The sequence below is a fragment of the Deltaproteobacteria bacterium genome (assembly GCA_016930875.1).
In the GTDB taxonomy this organism is placed as follows: Bacteria; Desulfobacterota; Desulfobacteria; order Desulfobacterales.
Window position 1 is genome coordinate 17709 of record JAFGFW010000202.1, and the last position, 16836, is coordinate 34544.

Annotated in this window: 13 protein-coding genes and 1 pseudogene; 3 read left to right on the plus strand and 11 right to left on the minus strand. The window is 48.9% G+C overall.

The window, feature by feature from the left end; all coding sequences use genetic code 11:
- Positions 1–3 precede the first annotated feature (3 nt).
- The 10 genes from topA to JW883_16825 all read right to left on the minus strand — a co-directional run bounded on the left by topA (position 4) and on the right by JW883_16825 (position 11717).
- Positions 4–2292 (minus strand): type I DNA topoisomerase, encoded by a 2289-nt coding sequence (gene topA / locus JW883_16780; protein MBN1843919.1) that lies wholly within the window; start codon positions 2290–2292, stop codon positions 4–6.
- 67 nt (positions 2293–2359) lie between these two features.
- Entirely contained in the window at positions 2360–3451 is a 1092-nt protein-coding gene (dprA, locus tag JW883_16785; GenBank protein MBN1843920.1) for a DNA-processing protein DprA, read from the minus strand.
- Positions 3451–4245 carry a tol-pal system protein YbgF gene (gene ybgF, locus JW883_16790; GenBank protein ID MBN1843921.1) on the minus strand — a complete coding sequence of 265 codons (795 nt, stop codon included), beginning with the start codon at positions 4243–4245 and terminating at the stop codon, positions 3451–3453. The genes dprA and ybgF overlap by 1 nt, the downstream gene beginning before the upstream one ends.
- 12 nt (positions 4246–4257) lie before the next feature.
- A complete protein-coding gene (gene secF, locus JW883_16795) occupies positions 4258–5328 on the minus strand; it encodes a protein translocase subunit SecF (GenBank protein ID MBN1843922.1) in 1071 nt (356 codons plus the stop codon).
- A 62-nt stretch (positions 5329–5390) separates the two neighbouring features.
- Positions 5391–6995 (minus strand): protein translocase subunit SecD, encoded by a 1605-nt coding sequence (secD, locus tag JW883_16800; protein ID MBN1843923.1) that lies wholly within the window; start codon positions 6993–6995, stop codon positions 5391–5393.
- Positions 6996–7012: 17 nt separating this feature from the next.
- Entirely contained in the window at positions 7013–7339 is a 327-nt protein-coding gene (gene yajC / locus JW883_16805; GenBank protein MBN1843924.1) for a preprotein translocase subunit YajC, read from the minus strand.
- 176 nt (positions 7340–7515) lie between these two features.
- Positions 7516–8202, minus strand: a complete 687-nt coding sequence (locus JW883_16810) for a hypothetical protein (protein ID MBN1843925.1) — start codon at positions 8200–8202, stop codon at positions 7516–7518.
- A 125-nt stretch (positions 8203–8327) separates the two neighbouring features.
- The gene (locus JW883_16815; GenBank protein MBN1843926.1) at positions 8328–9641 is read right to left on the minus strand and encodes an adenylosuccinate lyase; all 1314 of its coding nucleotides are present in this window, start codon (positions 9639–9641) and stop codon (positions 8328–8330) included.
- Between the two features lie 319 nt (positions 9642–9960).
- Entirely contained in the window at positions 9961–10710 is a 750-nt protein-coding gene (locus tag JW883_16820) for a hypothetical protein (protein ID MBN1843927.1), read from the minus strand.
- Between the two features lie 128 nt (positions 10711–10838).
- A complete protein-coding gene (locus JW883_16825; GenBank protein ID MBN1843928.1) occupies positions 10839–11717 on the minus strand; it encodes a zinc dependent phospholipase C family protein in 879 nt (292 codons plus the stop codon).
- 42 nt (positions 11718–11759) lie between these two features.
- On the opposite strand from JW883_16825, the gene JW883_16830 reads away from it, so the two are divergent.
- The gene (locus tag JW883_16830; GenBank protein ID MBN1843929.1) at positions 11760–13064 is read left to right on the plus strand and encodes an MFS transporter; all 1305 of its coding nucleotides are present in this window, start codon (positions 11760–11762) and stop codon (positions 13062–13064) included.
- A gap of 136 nt (positions 13065–13200) precedes the next feature.
- Positions 13201–13446, plus strand: a complete 246-nt coding sequence (locus tag JW883_16835) for a hypothetical protein (protein ID MBN1843930.1) — start codon at positions 13201–13203, stop codon at positions 13444–13446.
- Positions 13447–13661: 215 nt separating this feature from the next.
- Here the strand turns inward: JW883_16835 and JW883_16840 are convergent.
- Positions 13662–13745 (minus strand): annotated as a pseudogene (locus tag JW883_16840) (SEC-C domain-containing protein).
- 328 nt (positions 13746–14073) lie between these two features.
- On the opposite strand from JW883_16840, the gene JW883_16845 reads away from it, so the two are divergent.
- On the plus strand, positions 14074–16530 hold the full coding sequence (locus JW883_16845) for a PAS domain-containing protein (GenBank protein ID MBN1843931.1): 2457 nt from the start codon (positions 14074–14076) through the stop codon (positions 16528–16530).
- The last annotated feature ends 306 nt before the right edge of the window (positions 16531–16836 follow it).

Consider the following 16836-nt stretch of genomic DNA (forward strand, 5'->3'; position numbering starts at 1 on the left):
AGACTACCTTGTATCTTCAATTGGCTCTCTATACGTGCATTTCTTGTCAAAACACTTCAGGTGTGGCCCGTCCCTTTTCGTGGTGCGCATCGCCACAAAAGGGGCGCCGCATTTGGGACAAGGTTGGGGCACGGGTTTGTCCCATACGGCAAACGTGCAGGCAGGATAACGGCTGCATCCGTAGAAGAGCTTTCCCCGCCTTGATCGGCGTGCGACAAGCTCGCCAGAGCATCCTTTCTCCGGACACTTGACGCCGGTGCGCTCGGCTTGTGAAATGCCTTTTTCTTTTAAAGACATCGTATTTTTGCAGTCCGGATAAGCAGAGCAGGCAAGGAAGGGGCCAAAACGCCCCTTTTTTCGCACCATTGGGCTTCCGCATTTTTCGCATACTTTGTCAGTCGGCTGGTCCACGACTGGACGGACTGCGTCGATCCGGCCTTTTTCATTGCGGGTGTAGTTCTGTGTGAATCTACATTCCGGATACCCGGAACAGCCGAGAAACGGACCGTTTCGTCCCATCTTGATTCTAAGAGGTTTATCACACTCAGGGCATCGTAAGTCAACGGACACACCCTCGCTCTTGACGCTTCTCATCTCCTTTTCTGCCCGTTTTAAATCCTTTTTGAATGAACTGTAGAATTGCTGGAGCACAGTGGTGGAGTCTGTTGTTCCTTCTTCGATCTTGTCCAGGCTATCCTCCAACTGGGCAGTAAAATCGACGTTCAAGATATCCGGAAAGCCTTCTATCAAGAGATCGTTTACGATGAAGCCCAATTCCGTGGGTCGGAAATAACCCTTGACCAGGTCCACATATCCCTTGCCCCTGATGGTGGAAAGGATGGTTGCATACGTGCTGGGTCTCCCAATGCCGTTCTCTTCCAGCTCCTTGACAAGGGATGCCTCGGAAAACCGTGGTCGTGGCTGGGTAAAGTGCTGTTTGGGGTCCAGCTTGTGGCATTTCAGTGCCGCCTGCTCAGTCAGGGGTGGAAGCGTTTCCTTGTCTTTTGATTGGCTGTGACCTTCATTTGAAGAGATATATAGGGCCATGAAACCGGGGAAGCGAACCACTGATCCGGAGGCTAGAAAGGTGTAAGGGCCTGCGGAAATAGTGATCGAGGTTTGGTCAAGGATCGCCGGTTTCATTTGACAGGCCACAAAACGCTTCCAGATCAATTCGTAAAGGGCTTGTTGGTCTTCGGAGAGGAACTGCGCAAGCTCCTTGGGTTTTCGAAAAACCGATGTGGGGCGTACGGCCTCATGGGCGTCCTGGACCTTTTTCTTGTTCTTGAACACATGGGGTTTTTCCGGCACGTACGCCTGGCCAAACTCCTCTTGGATGAGCTGTCGAGCTTCATCGACAGCTTCCTGGGCGACACGTGTAGAGTCTGTTCGCATGTAGGTAATAAGGCCGACCGGTTCTCCAGGGCCCATTTCGAGGCCCTCATAAAGCTGCTGGGCCACCGTCATGGTTTTCCTGGCCGAAAAACCGAGCTTTCGAATTGCCTCTTGCTGGAGCTTGCTGGTAGTAAAAGGGGGCAGGGGCTTTCTTTGCTGGGCTTTCTTGACGACCTTTTCGACCCTGAAAATCGTGCCTTTAAGGTCCTTTAGGATTGACTGAGCCGCCTTTTCATCGGGGATGGAAAGCTTTTTGTTGTCTTTCTTGGTGAGTTTGGCCAAGAAGGGTGGCGGGTTTTCCCCTTCAAGCTCTGCGCTGATGCTCCAGTACTCCTCCGGCTCAAAAGCTTGTATTTCCCTTTCGCGTTCACAAATAATGCGAACCGCAACCGACTGAACGCGGCCCGCGCTCAACCCCTGTTGGACTTTTTTCCACAAGACAGGAGAGATTTGATAACCTACGAGGCGATCCAAAATCCGCCTGGCCTGTTGGGACTCGAACTTGTTGTTGTTAAGCTCCTGCGGAGAAGACATGGCGGCGCAGATGGCATTTTTCGTGAGCTCGTGAAAGAGGACGCGGTAAAACCTGCGCCCTTTCTTTTTGAGGACCTCAGCCGTGTGCCAGGCTATGGCCTCACCCTCGCGGTCCGGGTCAGGCGCCAGATATACGTCCTTGAGGTTTCCGGCTGCCTGTTTTAAGGCACGGATGACTTTTTCTTTTCCCTTGATGGTCGTGTATTCTGGTTTGAACCCTTCCTCCACAGAGATACCCAGTTCCCTTTGAGGCAGATCCTTGATGTGTCCCACGGTAGCTGCCAAATCAAAATCGGATCCGAGGTATTTTCTGAGAGTTCGTATCTTTGTGGGCGATTCAACAATGACTAGAGATTTGCTCAACGGTGATCCTTTCTTGGTCTTTTTCAGTTTTCCATTATTTGGCTAACAAACTCAACCGGCCAACCAATCAGCGTTCCGACCTGGCAAAGAGTTTACCGGGATTCTGCGTCACCAGGCCTTTCAACTCCAGTTGAAGCAGCAGGCTTGCCACTTCTGCTGCAGAGAGCGACACCTGTTGAACCAGCCTGTCAATGTGTATCGGATAAGGACTCAATTCATTTAGGAGTATTTTCTCCTCAGGCGCAAGTTTGATGGCTGGTTGCTCTTTCGGTTCCATGGGCGCCATTGCCCGGTCGATGTTGAGTTCTTCGATAATATCATTTACGTGCTCAACGAGTTTGGCTCCTTGCTTGATCAGGCCGTGCGTGCCAATACTCTTAAATGACGTTACACTGCCCGGCACGGCAAAAACCTCCCGACCCTGCTCTGCAGCCAGCCTGGCCGTAATGAGGCTTCCGCTCTTGTGTGTGGCCTCAACAATGACTGACCCGAGGGACATTCCACTGATTATGCGGTTCCGAGCCGGAAAATGATGGGCATCAGGAGGGGCGAGAAAGGGAAACTCTGAAATAACCGCCCCGTTTTCGCTAATCCTGTGGAACAGTTTCTTGTTTTCAGCCGGATAGATCGTTCCCAGGCCACACCCCAAAACTGCAATCGTCTCGCCCTTGGCAGCGAGCGCCCCTATGTGGGCAGCAGAGTCAATACCGCGGGCCATGCCGCTAATCACGGTAAATCCGCGGGCCACCAGGTCCCTGCTCAAACGTTCGGTAGTCGTGCGACCGTAGGATGTGGCATTTCGTGATCCAACGATGGCTATATTGAGGCTGTCCGGACGAAGCGTGCCAAACACATAGAGGACTGGGGGCGGGTCATGTATCTGGCGCAGGAGGGCAGGGTAGTCGGGATCCGAAAAGGTGATGATTTTGAAACCGTTTTTGCGGACAAGGTCGAGGTCATCTTCAACGTCCCTGGGAGCTCTATGGCGGGAAATCACCGATGCCAGGCGTTCGTTAATTCCTTCAACGTTTAAGAGTTCTTTTTTAGATGCATTAAGAACCCTTTCAGGTTCTCCAAAATGCCTGAGGAGCTGCAGGAAGAGGCGGTTGCCCACGCCAGGGACAGATTTTAGTGCAAGCCAGTATTTGAGCGATTCCATTACAGCTTTTCAAGTTCTTTCAATTTGGCCCGTGCCTTGGTTTCTGCTTCGCTGAAAGGATAGTTTTTGATGACCCTTTTTAAAAAAATGCGAGCATTGCTCGGATCGTCCAAGGCCACGTAAGCATAACCTATTTTAAGCAATGCGTCAGGGGCCTTGTTCTCATCTCCGTAATGCGTCACGACCTCTTTAAAGGCAAGAATAGCGTTGGGGTAGTTCTCGATGTCATAGTAAATCTCTCCAACCCAGTACTGTGCATTGTCAGCAAGGTGATGTTCGGGATAATCCTGCAGAAAACCCTTAAGTAGAGCCAATGCCTCATCATAGCGATGCTGTGTATAAGCTGCAAGGGCTTTCTCATACTCACGTTCAGGGGAGCGTTTGGGAGATACAGCGGCCTTTTTTATCACTACCTGGGAGGTCGGCTTCTTGGGCGCAGGCTCTGTAACTGCTTTTTCAGTTGCCTGCGGTTTTTGGACGATCTCGGATGACGAAGGTTCCTTGTCCGGCACGGTCGGCGCAGGCTCGGGACGCCTTGATAGCCCTTCAACAGTCTCATCCAGGTTGTCGAATCTGGTCTCGAGCACATCAAGCCTGCCAAAGATGTCTTCTATTGTCTTTTGAGTTGCTGCATTGGCATTTGTTATCTGGCGCATTTCTCGTTGAAGCGCTGCCATCTTGGGGTCTTCTTCAGGATGAAACATGCCCTTGAATGAAGTGCAGGCGGGCAGCGCCACAAGAAGGAAGGCTACAAGAACGCCTGTCCAGCCGCAGTGGACATATGGACGGTACATATGATACTCCTTTTATCGCCGCCTTTTCTTGAGTCGGCCTGCTGATGTTTTGGTGGCCTGCTGCCAAACAAGCAGAATCGGGCTTGCAACGTAAACTGAGGAATAAGTTCCTACGATAATGCCGATAATCAGGGCAAATGCAAAATCGTGAATGATGCCTCCTCCCAGCACGAAAAGGGCAACCACAACGACAAGGGTTGTGAGCGATGTCAGCAGAGTGCGGCTCAAGGTTTCGTTGATGCTGCGGTTTATAATGCGGTTATATGGTTGGCGATGATATTTTCGAGTATTTTCGCGAATGCGGTCAAAGACGATGATCGTGTCATTGAGCGAATATCCTATGATGGTGAGCAGGGCCGCAATGATTGGGAGCGTGAAGTCTTTGTTCATTAAAGAGAAAATCCCTACAGTGATCATGACATCGTGGACCAAGGCAACAATTGCGCCTGTGGCAAATCGGAGCTTCAGATAGAAACACAAGCCCAAGGTGACCAATATTGCGATCAGAATAAGAGTTGGAATGCTGACGTCGAATTTCTTCAGTGTGAAAAGGGCAAAAAACAGACACGATGCCACAATGATACTGAGCATCCACTTCAGTTCGAACCTCCCTGAGATGTAAACGATGATGAAAAGAATGGCGGAAAACATGGCCAGCAAAGCCTTTTCACGAAGGTCTTTTCCCACCTTGGGACCTACCATCTCCACACGGCGCACTTCTGCCTCGTTCTCCGGGTATGCTGACTTCAGGACCTTTGTGATTTTGGGGGCAAGGCTTTCCAAAGCCGTTGATGATCCGGTTGCCCTAATCAAGTATTCGTTGTCTTTTGTTTCTCCGAACCCCTGGACTGATGTTATATCCAAATCCGTGGTTCTGAGGGCATCCTTGATTGCCTGCGGAGGTATTGCCTGTGAAAACTGAACCTGAATAAGGGTGCCACCTGCAAAATCGATCCCGTAACTGGGCCCTCCTTTCAGTATGAGGGAGATTATGCTGGCAGCAATCAACAACAGTGAACCCGCAAAGGCGAATTTTCGTTGTCCTATGAAATTGATATTAATGTCGGGTTTTATTAGTTGCATTGGCAGATATTGAGTTCCTTTTTCGAATTTTTGAGCGAAAATCAGGGGTTTTCGGTCAATCACTAAATACTCAAACGTGTCACGCGTCGCTGGAACACAAGATAGTCAAAGATCAGCCTTGCTACTATGATAGCCGTGAAAAGGCTTGCCAATATACCTATACTCAGAGTCACGGCAAAGCCTTTCACAGGTCCGGTCCCGAACTGAAAGAGGACCAAGGCCGCAATCAAAGTCGTAATGTTTGCATCCAATATAGTTAGCGTGGCCTTGGCATAGCCTGCGTCTATTGCAGCCCTCGGAGTCTTGCCTAAACGCACTTCCTCCCGAATACGCTCAAAGATAATTACATTGGCATCCACAGCCATGCCGATAGTGAGGATAATTCCCGCAATGCCCGGCAGTGTCAGCGTTGCCTGAAATGCAGCCAGGCCGGCAGCAATGAGAATGATATTTAAGAAGAGAGCGATATTTGCAACCATGCCGGCGCCTTTGTAATAGATCCCGACAAACAGGAGCACAAGTATCCCTCCAACGCACATGGAAACAATGCCTTTTTGAATCGAGTCGCGGCCCAAGGAAGGGCCAACCGTGCGTTCTTCAAGGATCTGAACCGGGGCGGGAAGGGCTCCGGCCCGTAGCACGATGGCCAGATCGTGAGCCTCTTCAGTCGTGAAATTTCCCGTAATGCGGGCATGGCCTCCACCGATTTTTTCCTGAATAACAGGGGCCGAGTAGATGTGGTTGTCCAGCACAATGGCCAAGCGCTTTTTAACATTTGCTTCGGTAATACGTTCGAAAAGGCGGGCCCCCTTTTTGTCGAAGTCAATCGTCACATAGGGCTCGTTAAACTGGGAATCAATTTGAACCCTCGCATCGGTGAGGTACTCTCCGGTCAAATACGTTCGTTTTTGGACCAGAAAGGGTGTTTTTCTGGTACGTCCCGTGTCTTTGTCTTCAACTACCTGGTAAAGGAGCAAATCATTCGGTGGGACGTGCCCTTTCAGGGCTTCCTCCACGTCATGGTCTTCGTCGACCAGCTTGAATTCAAGCAGAGCTGTTTTGCCGATCAGGTTTATGGCTCTCTGAGGGTCTTTGATTCCGGGCAGTTGTATCAAAATTCGATTTTCCCCTTGGCGGCGTATGTCCGGCTCGCTTACACCGAACTGATCGATACGATTTCGAATGGTTTCCATGGCTTGTTTTGCAGCCATTTCTTTTATGTACTCCACTTCCCGATCAGGCAGGTCGAGTTGTATTGCGAGGCCTTGACCCTCTGAGGTCCTAGATACCTCGCGGAGTAATCCGAAATCCTTGTCAAGCATGTTGTCAAAGGGCTCAATATCTTCTTGCTTCAGGATCCGAACCGATATTCGTGTGTCGGTAGGGCGGCCAATATCGACTGGTCGTATTTTCGCCTTTTTCATAGCTGCCCGCAAGTCGTCGGCTGTACGTTCTATCCTGTTTTCAACGGCTTTTTGAGTTTGGACCTCCAGCACAAGATGTACGCCGCCCTGAAGATCCAGCCCGAGGCGAACCTTTTCCGACGGAAGTATTCCAATGGACGTCCACCACCCCGGCACCGTTGGACAGAGCGAAGGTACCACATAGATGCATGCCACGGCAACGAGTCCGACAATCAAGAATAACTTCCAGTTAAGTTGTTTCAATCAATTGCTCCTTGACTCTATTTGGGGCTCGGGTTGTCGGTTTGCGCCAGGCCTGATACGTTGGCCCTGGCTACCTTGACACGCACCTTCTCGGAGATCTCAACCGTTATGACCGTGTCCGTAATTCCAGTGATGCGTCCGTAAAGCCCACCGCTTGTTATGATGCGGTCTCCCTTTTTCAGGTTGCTGATCATCTCGCGGTGCTTTTTCTGTTTTTTTTGTTGGGGGCGGATCAACAGGAAATAGAATATGACAAACATTAGGATCAGAGGAACAAAGGCCCCAAATCCGCCCTGCCCCGACGCTTCCCCTCCAGTGCCCATGGCATACGCAATGTCAATCAAGATAAATACCTCCTTTGTTTTTGGTTATTTGGAAATCGTTTGTCTTCGATGCCCGATGCCCGATGGCTGATACCGGAGGCCCGATGGCTGATGCCTGATGCATCAGTCCGCATATTGTAAATTTGTCGTTCCTATCCGGGATCTGGTATCCGGCATCCTGCATCACCATTTCTGAGTCACGATTGTTCCAGCTTCCAATGCATTTCGGCTGTACCGAGTACGCTCGTGATGACGAGCTTAACTTCCTTTGTGTTATCTCCAATGAACGGGCGGTCACCTTCAGGTATGTCGTAAGGAAACCTTACAGTGTATATTGACTTCCATGGCGTGATATAGGGATAGAAGTGGGGCGTGACGGCATTATGTCGCTTAACCCGCCTTACTTCAACAGGCGCCACGCGCTCGTCCTTGTCGTTAACCAGATAAAGACTCCACATCGATTTGAACTTGTCAAAATCATCCCACTTTTTTTCAGGCACAAAGCTTGCCATTAGAAACTCATGGCCAAGGGTAGCAGCGCTGAGTTGGTCTTCCATAAATTGTTTTTTCTCCTGAGATGTCAGCTTATGCGCCTCTGCGTACTCATCAGCATAAGCACGGCGAAATTCATGTGACTTGAAAGTAGCCGAGACAATGAGCTTTACCTCAAACCCCCTATATATGCGGGCCTCGCGGCTCCACTTGTCAGAAACGCTTTTGTAAGTCTCTGTATGATAGGGTTTGGAGGATTCAACAAACCGACCCACACTAGTGCAATTTGCGGTAAACAGCAACAGAATAGCTGCAAGAAAAATGAAGATCTTGGGTTGGCAAAGAGCACAGGTAACGTCTTTCTGGCTTTTCTTAAGATCTTTGCAATGCATCCTTTTTTGTCCGAACACCACGTCAAACCAATATTGAAGCTGAACGCTCAAAGATTAAAGAAAAATTGACGATTGCAAATGGAGCTTATCAATTTCGTTGAACACAGAGGCTATTGCCTTTAGGTTCATTGCACTTTGAGTTTTGAGCTTTCAAAGACACGGGTAAATATGGTATCCACATGTCTCAGTTGGAAGTCAACATCAAATATTTTTTCAACTTGCTTGTTTCCTAGATGCTTTGCAATTTCAGGATCGTTTTTCACGAGATCCTCAAAATTGTTATTCTCCTTCCACGCACGCATGGCCTGTTTCTGAACCATCTTGTATGCCTGCTCCCTGCTGACCCCCCCCTTGGCCAAGGCAAGGAGTATCTGCTGCGAAAATATGAGACCACGGGTCAGCTCCAAGTTGTGTTGCATCCGTTCAGGATAGAGCACTAGATGGCGGATGATTTCTGTCATGCGGTGCAACATGTAGTCAACAAGAATTGTGGTGTCCGGGATGATCACTCTCTCCACAGAAGAATGGCTGATGTCGCGCTCGTGCCAAAGGGCTACATTGTTTAATGCTGCAGACGCATTGGAGCGAACCAGCCTTGCCAAGCCAGAAAGATTTTCCGATGATATGGGGTTGCGTTTGTGTGGCATGGCCGAAGAGCCTTTTTGTCCTTTTGAGAAATATTCCTCTGCTTCCGAGACCTCTGTCCTTTGAAGGTGCCGGATTTCCACCGCCATCTTTTCTATTGTCGAGGCTATGATGGCAAGCGTGCAAAAGTACTCGGCATAGCGATCCCTTTGGATGATCTGTGTCGATACAGGAGCCGGCTTGAGCCCCAGCTTTCTGCACACACGGGCTTCCACCCTTGGTGAAATACTGGCAAAGGTGCCAACAGCCCCTGAAATCTTGCCTACACTGATGGTTTCCAGGGCATGTTCCATTCTCCGGCGGTTTCGCCGCATCTCGTCGTACCAGAGGGCCAACTTCAGGCCGAAGGTGATGGGTTCGGCATGGATGCCGTGAGATCGGCCCACCATAACGGTGTTCTTATGTGTCAATGCCTTTTTCTTCAGGGTGGCCAGCAGAAGGTCACAGTCCTTTAAGATAATTTTAGATGCCTGCCGCAGTCTGACCGCCATTGCCGTATCCAGAATATCCGAGGACGTGAGCCCAAAGTGGACATACCGTGCGTCCTGGCCAACGCTTTCTGCCACATTGGTTAAAAAGGCAATCACATCGTGCTTGGTCTCGGCCTCAATAGACTCGATCCTTTCAATGGAAAAGCGCGCTTTGTTGCGGATATTTTGCGCGGCCTTCTTCGGGATTTCACCCATTCCGGCCAAGGCCTCACAAACAAGAAGCTCGACCTCAAGCCAGGTCTGGAACTTGTTTTCTTCCGTCCATATGCGGCCCATGGACTGCCGGGTATATCTCTTAATCATTGCTCGTTCCGTTGATGAGCCAGACAGGATCTATAGGATCTTATAGATTTTGTTGCCTGTCAGTATTCTGACGCCAGTCCGGATGGAATGTTGGAATACTGGAGTTTTATTCGCCTTCGCCGGAATACCCCGCAGCGCACCGTCGCCCAAGCTATGGCGCGTCGGCGACTTGCTGCAGGGATGAAAGGCAAGGCGAACCGCGCCGAAGCTCGTTAGAGCAAAGGCGGGTTTTTGGCTACGGCGAAATTCCGCTTTGATACCCCGCAGCGCACCGTCGCCCAAGCTATGGCGCGTCGGCGACTTGCTGCGGGGAGCTTCATTATTGCTCGGCGGGTAACCACAAGGTTTCACCATCGAACTCGATCCGGTTAACATCTTTGTAATCGATCCGGTCTAATAGGGCATATATATAACCCATATTGTAGATGACAACTTTGGTCAATGGATATATCAGGTCAAGATCTGTTTCGAGTTTCCCATTTTTCAGATTGAATATGTACACCATATGTTCGGAAAATTTCAATATCTTGCCAACGCCGGAACTACGTCCGAAATGGTCCGGTTCATCAGCCAGGGGGGAAAGCTGTATCGCCTTGTGTTCGTAATAATCCTTGAGAAGTCGGAAGTGAATATCCCATATGTTGTCACTTGGCTGAACCACATGAATCCCATATTCGCCGATCTTCTCTTGCGCGGCTCCGGTTTCCAGATCTGTTTCGAGGATTTCCCCCTGCTTGAGTTGGATCTCATCCAGGATCTTTTTCATTCGAACAGTTTTGTCTCCGACCTTGATAGATTCATCTGACTTCACAATCATATCAATGCTCTTGTCAATGCCATATGGCGCTTTGCGCTCTTTCATCAGTTCACTCAGAGCCTTGTCGCTTTCCTCTTTCAGCTTGCCATAGTCAATGATTTTTTCGGGAGGAATCAGCGCCCTTTTTTTCGCTGGTGAAACAGGCACACCCTCGGGGTGTTTTACGAGTTGTTCGCCTTGCCTGGAAACAAACCAAAATCCACCTGCAATCAGGACAATACAGCAGGCGGCTATGATGAGATACTTACGCATTTGTCACATTAGTTCAAGTCAGGGTATTGTTCCGGCTTGCCAATGATTTTATGCATGGGCTAGTTACAAGATTACACAATTGGTGTCAACACTAATCAAGGTAACTCCAAATGCGAGATTCGGGATGCTTACAGTCTTTGCAAACCGGCATTGACGCAATCAAGCGCGTCGGAAGCAACTCCTTCTACGAGTGCTTGTATGGTCCCGGAAAAGGTTCCGCCATCAGTCAGAGCGCTCAAATCAAGCCTGTCCATAATCGGAAAGTTCTCGATTCGAACCATTTCGGGATAGAACAAACTGGACCATGTCTCCATGCGCCCTCGCACAAGTCTGTCAGACAGATTCACAATGTGGTATAAGGCTCTCACAGTAAATAGTCTCATGAAAAGACCTTGTTGTCTGTGAGCCCTCCTGAGAGCGCCCAAAAGACAAGGGTGCAGAGGGCAGGTATCTTGCGTCAAATGTGTGAGATAAAAGAGGAACAGGTAATCCTCCGTGGGACGATCCACGCTCACCATGCTTTCCAATTGAAAGCATCTGGGATGGAGGTCAAGCTCCCGCAACAGGACCATATCGATCAGCGTCTCAAACTGCCGGTGCGTTGCCATAGCAGGGTTGCTTCCTTGATTCCACTTTGTCGTGTAATGGTCGATAACTCCGTGAATGATACGATCGCTGACCGTATGTGTAACAACACCTGCGGCAAATGCCAGTTTCAAGGGCCATCTGCAAGGGTTGGCCTTAATGGCATCAAATAAGCCTAAGGCCGTTTCGTCATTTTTGGCAGTTTTTTTCGAGTGAAGGGCCTGAGAGATCTTGACGTAGTCTTCTTTGGGAATTTTTCGCAAGGGAGCTATATCGTAAGCGAAGGCGTCCGGCAGTATTGCTCCGAGAAAAAAGGCCCGCATGTTTTTTTCAAGCACCTGGGTCAACAGTTTTTGCCGGGATTCTTTCAACCGGGTCAAGACATCTTGAGCTATCAGGATATGTGTCAGTTCCTTGGGCATTGGTTATTAGGCACCGGTTATTGGGATATCACGGAGCCGTAGATGAGTTCAACAAGAAAACGGGTAATCTTCAGTTGGTGCATGTATGACTGGGCCAACTCGGCCTTTGCCACGAGTGTGCTGGCAGCTATCCTTCCGGTCTATTTTGCCTCACTGGTGCCTGAGGGCGGCGTCACATTACGGTGTGGCCCATTAAGCTTTCCAACATCGGCAAGCGGGCTCTGGGCGTACAGCGTCTCCTTTTCAGTGCTTTTGACAGCCCTATGCGCGCCGGTCCTTGGAGCATTGGCTGATTTTTCAAGTTCCAAGAAGAAATTCCTTTTCGGCTTCACCTATGCTGGGGCTTTCTTCACATTATTTCTGTATTTGGTTCAAGAAGGGGACTGGCTGTTTTGCCTTATCCTCCTTGTGGCGGGTAACATAGGATTTGCCGGTAGCATGCCCTTATATAATGCTTTTTTGCCTGAAGTGGCCGTTAGAGAGGAAATAGACTGGGTTTCGGGCAAGGGCTATGCCTTTGGATACGCTGGCGGAGGGCTTTTGCTGGCCCTGCACGTGCTGATGATTACTCATCATGATGCTTTTGGAATACCCGATAGGTCGATGAGCATTCGCATATGCCTTGCCTCCGTGGGGATCTGGTGGGGGCTTTTTGCTGTGCCGCTTTTTCTTTGGGTCCCGGAGACAAGACGTTTGCATGATAAGCCACAGGGCTTCTCTTATCTTAGGTACGGCTTTGCTCGCTTTTTCAGGACACTACGCTGTTTTCGAAAATATCGGGATCTGCTGTGGTTTCTTGTCGCCTTCCTTATTTATAATGATGGCATTCAAACGGTGATTATGATGGCAGCTATCTTTGGCAAGACCGCCCTTGGCCTTGACACGGGTACCCTGATCGGCGCCCTTCTGATGACACAGCTAATCGCACTGCCAGGGGCTCTTGTGTTTGCAAGGCTGGCTCAACGCATCCGGGCCCAAGGCGCCATCATGGTCACATTGGTATTGTGGGTCGGCATTGTGACATACGCCTATTTCCTGAGAAGCGCTTTAGAATTCTGGATACTCGGTGGGCTTGTGGGTCTGATATTAGGTGGTAGTCAGGCCATCAGCCGATCCCTTTACGGGCAGTTGATTCCAAAGGATAGAGCAGCAGAGTTCTTCGGGTTTTTTGCCATCAGCTCAAAGTTCGCCTCCATATTTGGCCCCCTGGTCTTTGGGCTGGTTACGGACTTTTCTGAAAACCCGCGAAACGCCATTGTTTCATTGGTCCTGTTCTTTGTGGTGGGGATGATCCTGTTGAGCCGGGTTGACATGGAGAGGGGACGGCTTCAGGCCACCAGAGATTAGGCCATGAAGTGTGTACTAATGTGAAATCCCTAATCACAGGAAATATAGTCCATTATCCTTCTTCATCCAGAGAAGGGACAACTATTTGTTCTCCCTCTGAGTTTCTAGAATTCTGGGTTGGTTTCGCAATGCGGGTTTGAAGGAATCCACGATCCACACCTTCGTAGGCGACATTCATGCCCCGCTAGGTGATGATATTCGCAGTGCCTTGATATCACTGATTGAGATGCGCTGGGGGGAGCCGCAGCCGGAGGTGACACACGACGATTGGGTGGAATATCAGCGACTCTGCCGACCAGAGTCTCCGGATTTCATCTTGAATCTTCCAGACTACTGCGGCTTTTTTACCTATTCGATGTTCCATGGCAAGGTCGCCAAATAAAGCGTCCGAAAGGCGGAAGTCATGGTTGTCCGGTTGTCCACATGAATGAGGATTTAACGAGATCTAGACCTCTTGTTGGTGCATTGGAAGGATGGAAAAACTGGGCAAATTGATATTATCGCACTGCGTGTGTCAAAAGCGAAAAGTGCACACGGCACTTTTTGCTACCTTGATCAGGCAGAAACCGTGCAGCTAGACGCGTTGAGACGCTTCTTTCGTAAATCTGATTCCAAGTGGCATTTTTTATATTTTTTGCCACTTCCACACCAACACAGATCGTTTCGCCCCAGTTTTGGTATTTCCTTCGGTTGATTGCTTAACCCCAACAACTTACTAAAAAGTTTCACAAGCACTCCTTTAGACTACCCAAGAACCAGGGTTGTCTTGGGCCCATCAAAGACTGAATCAAGATTACTTTTTAAATATAACAGTCCTATGGATGCGAGGCAACCCCCAAAATGGCTCTTCTGTCAATAGCACTTCAATGTGTCCGTTTTGTGAATTGGTGTGGCACATCGCCTTGCAACCAAAGACGGGTCCTATCCATCCAACCATTTGGAAAGGCCAGGTTGTTGTGATATGCAAATGCGTGTGGGCCTTTTTTTTGTGTAATGGGAGGATCATCCAATGGTTAGAAAACCAACCTATGAAGAATTGGAACAAAGGGTCAAGAAATTAGAAAAAGAAGCGGCTCAGCGCATGTTGATGGATCAAAAGGTCATAAACGCTGAGGGAGAAAGTGCGATCCTTGACACCTTGGCAGAACACGTGATCCATCAAGATCTGACCATGAAGATCCTTTGGGCAAATCGCGCTGCATGTGAGTCAGCAGGCAAGGAGCGTGAAGAAATTTTGGGACGCTACTGTTACGAGATATGGCCGCAACGCGAAGATCCTTGTCCTGGCTGCTCAGTCCTAAAAGCTATCGAGACTGGGGAGCCCCAAGAAGTAGAGATGTTTACACCAGATGGAAGGGCGTGGTTCATTCAAGGCCATCCATTACAAGACGACAATGACAATATTGTGGGGGGCATTGAAGTCAAACTGGAAATCACCAAGCGCAAGCAGGCCGAGGAGTCGGTACAGAAAGCTCATCACAAATTGGAACAACGAGTCAGGGAGCGCACTGCCGAGTTTGTCAAAGCGAATGAGCAACTTAAGCTGGAGATAGAAGAGCGCAAGCGTGCAGAGGAAGGACTGCGTAAATACAAAAGCATAATCTCAACAGTTAACGATCCTATGTCATTTATTGATAGAAACTACATCTACAGAACGATAAATGAAGCCTATGTCCGTGTTTTCAATACATCACGCGAGGAAATCACAGAGCGTTCTGTGGCAGAAATGATGGGTAAGGATGCATTTGACAATCAGATTAAAGGCTACCTTGACGAATGTCTCGGAGGTAAAGAGGTTCATTATCAGGATTGGTTTGATTTTCCAGATGGCAAAAGACGATTTATGGATATGAGCTACTATCCATACGTTGAGAAGGACGGCACAGTTTCGGGTGCAGTTGTTTATGGACGTGACATGACAGAGCTTGAATTGGCAAGATCGGCTCTGAGTCGTGCCAATTTGGAACTTAACCAGGTTTTCAATTCATCAATACCATTGTGCATGATCGACAAAGATTACAACTTGCAACGTTTAAACAAAACACTATGCAGGCTCTTCGGGCTTAATGAGGAGACAATTCATGGCCAGAAATGTCATGAGGTTTTACAGACACCCTTGTGTAATACCCCGAAATGCCCAATGAAACAGATCATCTTGGGCAATGCCGTTAGAGAATATGAATTCAAGAAGGAACTGGATTCGGGTATCACAATTTTCTGTTTGATTACAGCAAACCCATTAGAAGGAAATGAAGGTGAATGCCTGGGCATTGTCGAGAGCTTCATGGACGTCACTCAGTTTAATCAAGCAAAAGAAGAAAAAAACAAACTCGAAGCGCGACTCCAACAAATAGAAAGGCTGGAAGCCATAGGCACTCTCGCCGGTGGCATGGCCCATGACTTTAACAACTTGCTGATGGTTGCACAGGGGAATGTCTCCTTGATGCTCTATGACATTGATTCAAAACATCCTCATTACGAAAGCCTAAAGGATATTGAGAAGCAAATCAAGAATGGAGCCACACTGACCAGACAGCTCCTTGGATATGCCAGGAAAGGAAAATATGATGTTAGGCCTATCAACCTGAACGAGATGGTGGAAGAGACTTCTGACAGCTTTGGCAGAACAAGAAAGAACACCACGATTCATCTAGAACTTGCAGAGGACTTATTTGCAGTGGAGGCCGATCAGGGTCAGATTGAGCAGGTTCTGTTAAATTTTTGTGTGAACGCTACCGACGCTATGCCTGGCGGTGGGGATCTCACTTTGAAGACCAAGAATGCATCCCATGAGGACATGAACGACAAGTTCTATGATCCAAAGCCTGGCAACTACGTTTTGTTAGCGGTCACTGATACAGGTGCAGGCATGGACAAAGAAACCCAGGAGCGTATTTTTGACCCCTTTTTTACGACCAAGGAGATGCGCAGAGGCACAGGGCTCGGTTTGGCTTCAGCCTATGGCATCGTAAAGGGTCATGGCGGTTACATTGAGGCTGAATCTGAAATAGGATATGGAACTACTTTCAGCATATACTTGCCTGCAACGGAAAAGAAGGTCGAGAAGAGTGTCCTGGTTGATGAGCAAATCACCAAGGGAACCGAGACGATTTTGCTCGTTGACGATGAAGAAATGGTCTTGAATATAGGCGTTCAAATGCTCAACAGATTTGGTTACACAGTCCTTGATGCCAAAGGCGGCAGAGAGGCAGTTGAGATCTATCAAGCAAACAAAGACAAGATTGATATGGTCATTCTTGATATGATCATGCCGGACATAGGTGGTGGCGAAGCCTATGATCGCATTAAAGAGATTAACCCCGAGGTGAAGGTTCTTCTTTCAAGCGGGTACAGCATAGACAGTGAAGCAAAGGACATCCTGGCACGCGGCTGCGATGGTTTCATACAGAAGCCCTTTACCATGAAAGAGCTGTCTCAAAGCGTAAGGGAAGTCCTGGGCAAGTAACAGTCCGCCGAATTTTTTGCTGCTGAAAAACCAACGCGGCAAAGTACGCACACTACACGTTGTGTCCGATGGCATTTGTTACGTATACCTGCATCTGCAGTGCAGGTGTATCCAAGCATGTTTGTAGTCTCGTTATGTATGATATATCGTAACCGTTCACAGGTTGCATTTATGCCGTACGGAATTGTTTTGAAAGATGAACGTCGAACATCGAACATCGAACGTCCAACGTCGAATGAAAAACGAATATCCAATAACGAACATTCAACCTGTCGAGAGCCTCAAGGTCGTGCGACGGCTATTTCT

What these genes read in the sequence shown, in the direction of transcription:
- dprA (MBN1843920.1), bottom strand. Translation starts at nt 3,451, where the DNA reads ATGGAATCGCTCAAATACTGGCTTGCACTAAAATCTGTCCCTGGCGTG.
- JW883_16845 (MBN1843931.1), top strand. Translation starts at nt 14,074, where the DNA reads ATGGTTAGAAAACCAACCTATGAAGAATTGGAACAAAGGGTCAAGAAA.
- JW883_16815 (MBN1843926.1), bottom strand. Translation starts at nt 9,641, where the DNA reads ATGATTAAGAGATATACCCGGCAGTCCATGGGCCGCATATGGACGGAA.
- ybgF (MBN1843921.1), bottom strand. Translation starts at nt 4,245, where the DNA reads ATGTACCGTCCATATGTCCACTGCGGCTGGACAGGCGTTCTTGTAGCC.
- JW883_16810 (MBN1843925.1), bottom strand. Translation starts at nt 8,202, where the DNA reads ATGCATTGCAAAGATCTTAAGAAAAGCCAGAAAGACGTTACCTGTGCT.
- JW883_16820 (MBN1843927.1), bottom strand. Translation starts at nt 10,710, where the DNA reads ATGCGTAAGTATCTCATCATAGCCGCCTGCTGTATTGTCCTGATTGCA.
- secF (MBN1843922.1), bottom strand. Translation starts at nt 5,328, where the DNA reads ATGCAACTAATAAAACCCGACATTAATATCAATTTCATAGGACAACGA.
- JW883_16825 (MBN1843928.1), bottom strand. Translation starts at nt 11,717, where the DNA reads ATGCCCAAGGAACTGACACATATCCTGATAGCTCAAGATGTCTTGACC.
- JW883_16830 (MBN1843929.1), top strand. Translation starts at nt 11,760, where the DNA reads ATGAGTTCAACAAGAAAACGGGTAATCTTCAGTTGGTGCATGTATGAC.